A 5,239-nucleotide genomic window follows, 5' to 3' on the forward strand; every position below is an offset into this window, starting at 1 on the left:
GCGTGGTCTCGAAGAAGGATTCGAATTTGCTGGAGGCTGCCGCTGCATTTGACATGGCTTGCTTTCCCTTGGGGCCGGAGGTCTGCGAGGTCGCCGCGCATTAACACAGTTGTTTTCGGGCCGCCACGTTTGCGGCGCGAAATTTGCTAGCCGGTTTGCGCCAAGACAAAGCCGCCTGGTTCTAATCCCGCGGTTCCCGGCCCTTGAGGATCGCTTCGGAGAAGGTGATCTCGGTCAACAGCTTGCGCGCCGTGTGGTAGTTGATGTCACCGCGGCGCAGCATGGCCTGCAGTTCGGCGCGCTCGGCCTCGATGCCGGCCAGCCTGACTCCGAGCTCGATCCGGCCGGATTCGCGGGCCTCGGCGCGCAGCGTTCGAAGCGGCCACAGAAGATTTTAGCAAGGCGAAGATGCGCCCCGACGGCCCACGCCCGCTCTTTCGCCGCAGCCGCGGCGCTTGGTCGAGAGCGTCCCCCAATGTCGGGGCGCATCCGGCGGCTCGCGATATCCGGAGCGCCAGCCAAATTCGAAAAACCCGGCCGGCACCCGGCGTCAGCGCAAGGCTGCTAAGGGGCGCCGGGTGGCCGGCCGCCACGCCAAGGTCCTGGAATCGGCGTGGCAAATACAGAAGAGGGGCGCCGGGTCCGCAGAAGCGCGCGTGTGGCTGGCGCCGCGTCTTTCCTGATACGCGAGAGGCCAACTCCATCAACCTTTCGAAAACGCGGGGTTGACAGACGAAGCGCCCCTGCCCTTGCGGCATGGCACGGCCCGTGCAACCCTGCGTTCCGGGTGGGTTGAAACTGGGGCGAACGATGCTGTCACGATTGATGACGCATGTGGAGGCGGCGTATGCGGCGCGCACGGCCGAAGACGCCAGCGTGGCCCTCTTCGCGGCAATGGAAGATTTCGGCGCCTCCTATCTGCAGACGAGGCTTTACCGCAGGCCGGCGGCAATCCTGACATCGGCCAGCCATTGGGCAGCCGGCGGCTTCATCACCAGGCTGGCACCGAGCGGCTGGCCCGGCAGTCCGGCCTTCGACTATGTCTGCTTCGAATGCAACCCGCTGCTGGGGGCGATCCGCGAGAGCCGCACAAGCTACCGCTTCAGCGATTTCGCGCCGCACGACGATGCGCAATACGGCGCCTATTGGGAGGCGCTGAGCGAGGCGAATATCGACGACGCGCTCTGCGCCACTTCTTACGGCGCGGGTGGCGTGATCGCCTCGCTGCATCTCGGCTTTCGCCGGCGGGAGTTTGCGCCGGACAAGCGTTCGCCATCCACATGGCAGGCCTTGCCTTGACGGAAAGGCTGATGAGCCTGACCTCGCCGCCCCCGACCACGGCGGTCAGGCTAACGACGCGCGAGCGCGACAGCCTGGCTTTGGTCGCCGAGGGCAAGACCGACTGGGAGATCTCGGTGATCCTCGGCATCGCGGAGGCGACCGTGCGCTTCCATGTCGACAATGCCAGGCGCAAGCTCGGCGCCGTCAACCGCGCGCAAGCGGTGGCGCGGCTGGTGAACCAGCGACTGATATAGCAGTTCGGCAGAGAGGCCAGCAGGTCGGGCGAATATTTACGCTAAGAAGCCGAGTTTAAATGCGGCGATGGAGCCACCAAGTAGCACTACGACCAACACGTAGTTTACCCTGGTCAGCAACGACACGGCTCTCGCTTGTTTGGGTTTCGCCGTCAGTGAAATCGCTATCAACGCAAGCACAGTCCCCAACGCCCAGATCGCCACAGTCATTGGCCCGTACCGCATAAGCAATGCAGCGAAATTTCGGAACTCCGCAGCGTCGTCAAACAGTGCAAATCGAGCAACCAAAACGACGGCCAACGCGACTGCAATTGCTTTGATATGCCAACGCATACGTTATCGCCCTCTTGTTATTTCTAGCCTATATCGGGTTGCATCCTTCTTGAAGGTTAACGGCGCCGGCTGCAGAACCCTCATGCCGCAACAAAAAAGCCGCCCCAATGGGCGGCTTTTGCAAACAAGATCAAATGCTTACTGAGCCGAGCTGATCTGCAGCTCTTGGGCGCCATCGAGGGCGTAGATGTCGTCGCGGAACTGAACGACGCCGGGGGCGGTCGACCAGGCCGACAGATAGAGGAAGTGGACAGGTACCGGGTTGACCACGTTGATCGGCGTGTTCTCGCCGGTCTTGATCGCCGCTTCGAAATGCTGGCGGTCCCAGCCGGGCGTGTCGCGCAGGATCCAAGTGACGAGGTCGCGCACATTCTGGACGCGCACGCAGCCCGACGAGTCGAAGCGCATTAGCTTGCCGAACAGGCTCTGCTGCGGCGTGTCGTGCATATAGACGCCGTCCGGGCTCGGGAAGTTGATCTTGACCGAGGCCATCGCATTGTTGTTGCCCGGATCCTGGCGGAAGCGGTATTTCGCGGCATCGTCGGTCGACCAGTCGATGGTCATCGGATCGACCTCGCTGCCGTCCGGCGCGAACAGGCGGATGTGGCTGTCCTTGAGGTAGTTGGGATCCTTCCGCATCAGCGGAATGATGTCCTTGCGCACGATCGAGACCGGCGCGTTCCAGTACGGATTGACGATGATCTCGTTGATCTTGGAGTTCACGATCGGCGTCTGGCGATCGATCTTGCCGACGATCGCGGTATGGCGAAGCACGACGCGGTCGTTCTCGACCGCCTCGACCTGGGCCGCCGGAATGTCGACCAGCACATAGCGGCTGCCGAGCGTGCCGGCCTTTTCCTTCAGTCGCTGCAGGTTGGTCTGCAACTGGCCGAGGCGGATCTGCGCCGGGACGTTCATTGCCGTATAGGTGTATTTGCCCATGGCGCCGTCGGCCGGCAGGCCATGGCGGAGTTGGAAGCGCTTGACCGCGGAATCGACATAGGAATCGAAGGCCGTCGAGATGCCGGCGCTCTGCGGCAGGTCGCCCGAGACCATCAGGCGCTTGCGCAGCGGCACGACATCCGGGTCGTCGACGCCGAGCTGCAGCTTCTTGGTCGCCGGAACCTGTTCCCAGCCGCCTTGGGCGACGATGTTCTGGTACTGCGCCACCGCCTGCTCGGTGAAGGCCACCGTCTGCTGGCTGAAGATCGGCAGCGTCGAGGCGACCTTGTTGGTGTCGTTGCCGCGGGCGTCGAACTGGTCGTCCCAATTGCCGCGCGTCGAGGATTTCAGGATATCCCCGATCACGTCCTGGGCGCTGGCCTGGCCGGCGACCACGGCCGCGGCGAGCGCGGAGGCTCCGGTAAGAAAGAAACGGCGGCTGGTTCTCATGGCAGACATTCTTGTTTGATCGCTCTCGCTCAATCGCTTGCCGGGCGGCTTTGTCCGCACTCTAGGGTTGGCAAACTTAACAATTCGCCAACCATGACCCCGCTTCGCCGGCCGCCAGAAACGCGCTGCCGCCACGCAGGTTCCAAGGAGCGCAGGGCATAGGCCCGCAGCTTGACCCGTCATCCGCATTCCACCGCGATTATGGCGGCAACGTGACCTTGGCCCGCGATTTGCATGAGGGGGCGAGGTGAAAGAAATGGGGGCGATGCTTTTTTGCATCGCAGCGACACGAGCGCGCCCTTGTAAAGTCTGCGCCCCTCCCCGTCAGGCACAGAGCTTCAACGCGCGCAGCGATGGTCAAATTACCGTGGATGCCGCCTTTGCAAAAAGAAAGGACCGGCGCGTTCGGCACCGGCCCCATGTTCTTTCCCCTAGGCCGCGCTTCTTCGGCGCGGCTTCGATGTTCTTCGAACGCCTACATCCGGTAAGCGATCGTATCGTTCCAGAAGCGGTCGAGCCGCTGCAGGGCGCGGTTCATCTGCTTGAACTCGTCGGTGTTGATGCCGCCGACCGCTTCGATCGAGCCGACATGGCGCTCGTAGAGGCCCGCGACGACGTCGGCCACCTCGTTGCCCTTCGGCGTCAGCGAGACGCGGACCGAGCGGCGGTCGATGCGTGAGCGCTGGTGGTTGATGAAGCCGAGGTCGACCAGCTTCTTCAGATTGTAGGAGACGTTCGAGCCGAGATAGTAACCGCGCGAACGCAGCTCGCCGGCGGTCAGCTCCGAATTGCCGATGTTGAAGAGCAGCAGCGCCTGGATGGCATTGATGTCGGAACGGCCGTTGCGGTCGAACTCGTCCTTGATCACGTCAAGCAGACGGCGGTGCAGACGCTCCACCAGCTGCAGCGATTCCATGTACAGCGAACGGATAGCCTCGCGGCGATCGTCGGATACGTTTGCGGTCTTCGCCGCCGGACGCGAATTGATCATTGTCTTTGCCTCTCGTTTGTCGCCTTGGTGATTTTTTGTTTTTCACCTTGATCGCGACACTATCGAATACTCATAAAATTCGACTTAAACGCCAGGGCTAACAAGAGCTTACCGGTAAGAGGTTTCGGAAGACGCTTAACGATCGGTCACCCGAGCAAGAACAATTAACCTAAAGATTTAGCCAACGGATTTAGGGACAAAACGGGCCGCGAAATCGGCCCGGAAAACCAGCCCTCGGCCTACTGCCGGAGCTGGCGCTTCTGCAGCCAGATGACCACGCGGAAGACGATATAAAGCAGCGCCACGCTGGCGTGCGAGATCACGATCAGCAGGCGGTGGCCAAAGAGATCGGGGAAGCCGGCATACATCACCGTCTCGGTCACCGCGCAGATGAACCAGATCACCGGCCCCCAGGAGGCCAGCATCCAAAGCCCCGCCGCGGCGAAGGGGAAAAAGACGGCAAGCGTCGCCGCCGCCACCTGCCAGTGCACCGGCATCAGGTCGAAGCGCCACAATTCGCCCGGATAGATGCCGATCAGGCGGATCCAGTAGAGGATGCCGAACAAGAGGCAGTAGCCGGCGATCACACGCTGGAACCAGGCGAAGATGACCTCGGTGGTCGAGGGCTGCAGCACCACGCGCCTGGAGGTGACCTCGCTCACAGGGTGAGCTCCTTGTCTCCGAGCGGGGCGAAATAGGTGTCGATGTCGGCGGCACTGACCTCATCCAGGCTCGCCGGCCGCCAGGCGGGCGTCGAGCCCTTGTCGATGATGGCGGCGCGGATGCCTGCGTAGAAATCATGGCCGGCCAGCATGCGGTTCAGGATGCGGAACTCCATCTTCATGCATTCGTCCATCGACAGCGTCGACCCGGCGCTGATCTGGCGCCAGGCAACGTTGAGGCTGGTCGGCGAGCGGGTCTTCAGCGTCGCCAGCGTCTTTGCGGCAAAAGCATCGTCGGCCCCTGCCCGCTCCAGACTGTCGATGAT

At 62.5% G+C, this 5,239-nt stretch carries 7 protein-coding genes; 2 read left to right on the forward strand and 5 right to left on the reverse strand.

Features of this window, described 5'->3' with window-relative positions; translation table 11 throughout:
* Positions 1–810 precede the first annotated feature (810 nt).
* Positions 811–1,299, forward strand: coding sequence for a hypothetical protein (locus tag EOA24_RS43300; protein ID WP_245467070.1), 489 nt, complete (start codon positions 811–813; stop codon positions 1,297–1,299).
* Between the two features lie 11 nt (positions 1,300–1,310).
* Positions 1,311–1,535 (forward strand): helix-turn-helix transcriptional regulator, encoded by a 225-nt coding sequence (locus tag EOA24_RS43305; protein WP_281059503.1) that lies wholly within the window; start codon positions 1,311–1,313, stop codon positions 1,533–1,535.
* A gap of 36 nt (positions 1,536–1,571) precedes the next feature.
* On the opposite strand, the gene EOA24_RS26640 is transcribed toward EOA24_RS43305, so the two are convergent.
* The 5 genes from EOA24_RS26640 to EOA24_RS26660 form a co-directional block, all read right to left on the reverse strand.
* Positions 1,572–1,868 (reverse strand): hypothetical protein, encoded by a 297-nt coding sequence (locus EOA24_RS26640; protein ID WP_126082944.1) that lies wholly within the window; start codon positions 1,866–1,868, stop codon positions 1,572–1,574.
* Between the two features lie 138 nt (positions 1,869–2,006).
* Positions 2,007–3,260: a L,D-transpeptidase family protein gene (locus EOA24_RS26645; RefSeq protein WP_126082945.1), complete on the reverse strand. Its 1,254-nt coding sequence runs from the start codon at positions 3,258–3,260 to the stop codon at positions 2,007–2,009.
* A 475-nt stretch (positions 3,261–3,735) separates the two neighbouring features.
* Complete coding sequence (locus tag EOA24_RS26650; RefSeq protein WP_040983294.1) at positions 3,736–4,251, reverse strand: MarR family winged helix-turn-helix transcriptional regulator; 516 nt, start codon at positions 4,249–4,251, stop codon at positions 3,736–3,738.
* 239 nt (positions 4,252–4,490) lie between these two features.
* Positions 4,491–4,913 carry a DUF6163 family protein gene (locus tag EOA24_RS26655; protein WP_126082946.1) on the reverse strand — a complete coding sequence of 141 codons (423 nt, stop codon included), beginning with the start codon at positions 4,911–4,913 and terminating at the stop codon, positions 4,491–4,493.
* Positions 4,910–5,239: enoyl-CoA hydratase/isomerase family protein (locus tag EOA24_RS26660; RefSeq protein WP_145992543.1), on the reverse strand; the 330-nt coding region annotated here is incomplete at its 5' end. The genes EOA24_RS26655 and EOA24_RS26660, both read right to left, overlap by 4 nt.

Origin of the sequence: Mesorhizobium sp. M2A.F.Ca.ET.039.01.1.1 (genome assembly GCF_003998035.1) — a bacterium.
Lineage (GTDB): Bacteria > Pseudomonadota > Alphaproteobacteria > Rhizobiales > Rhizobiaceae > Mesorhizobium.

Coding starts and splice junctions, on each gene's coding strand:
- EOA24_RS43300 (WP_245467070.1), top strand. CDS start 811: ATGCTGTCACGATTGATGACGCATGTGGAGGCGGCGTATGCGGCGCGC.
- EOA24_RS43305 (WP_281059503.1), top strand. CDS start 1,311: ATGAGCCTGACCTCGCCGCCCCCGACCACGGCGGTCAGGCTAACGACG.
- EOA24_RS26640 (WP_126082944.1), bottom strand. CDS start 1,868: ATGCGTTGGCATATCAAAGCAATTGCAGTCGCGTTGGCCGTCGTTTTG.
- EOA24_RS26645 (WP_126082945.1), bottom strand. CDS start 3,260: ATGAGAACCAGCCGCCGTTTCTTTCTTACCGGAGCCTCCGCGCTCGCC.
- EOA24_RS26650 (WP_040983294.1), bottom strand. CDS start 4,251: ATGATCAATTCGCGTCCGGCGGCGAAGACCGCAAACGTATCCGACGAT.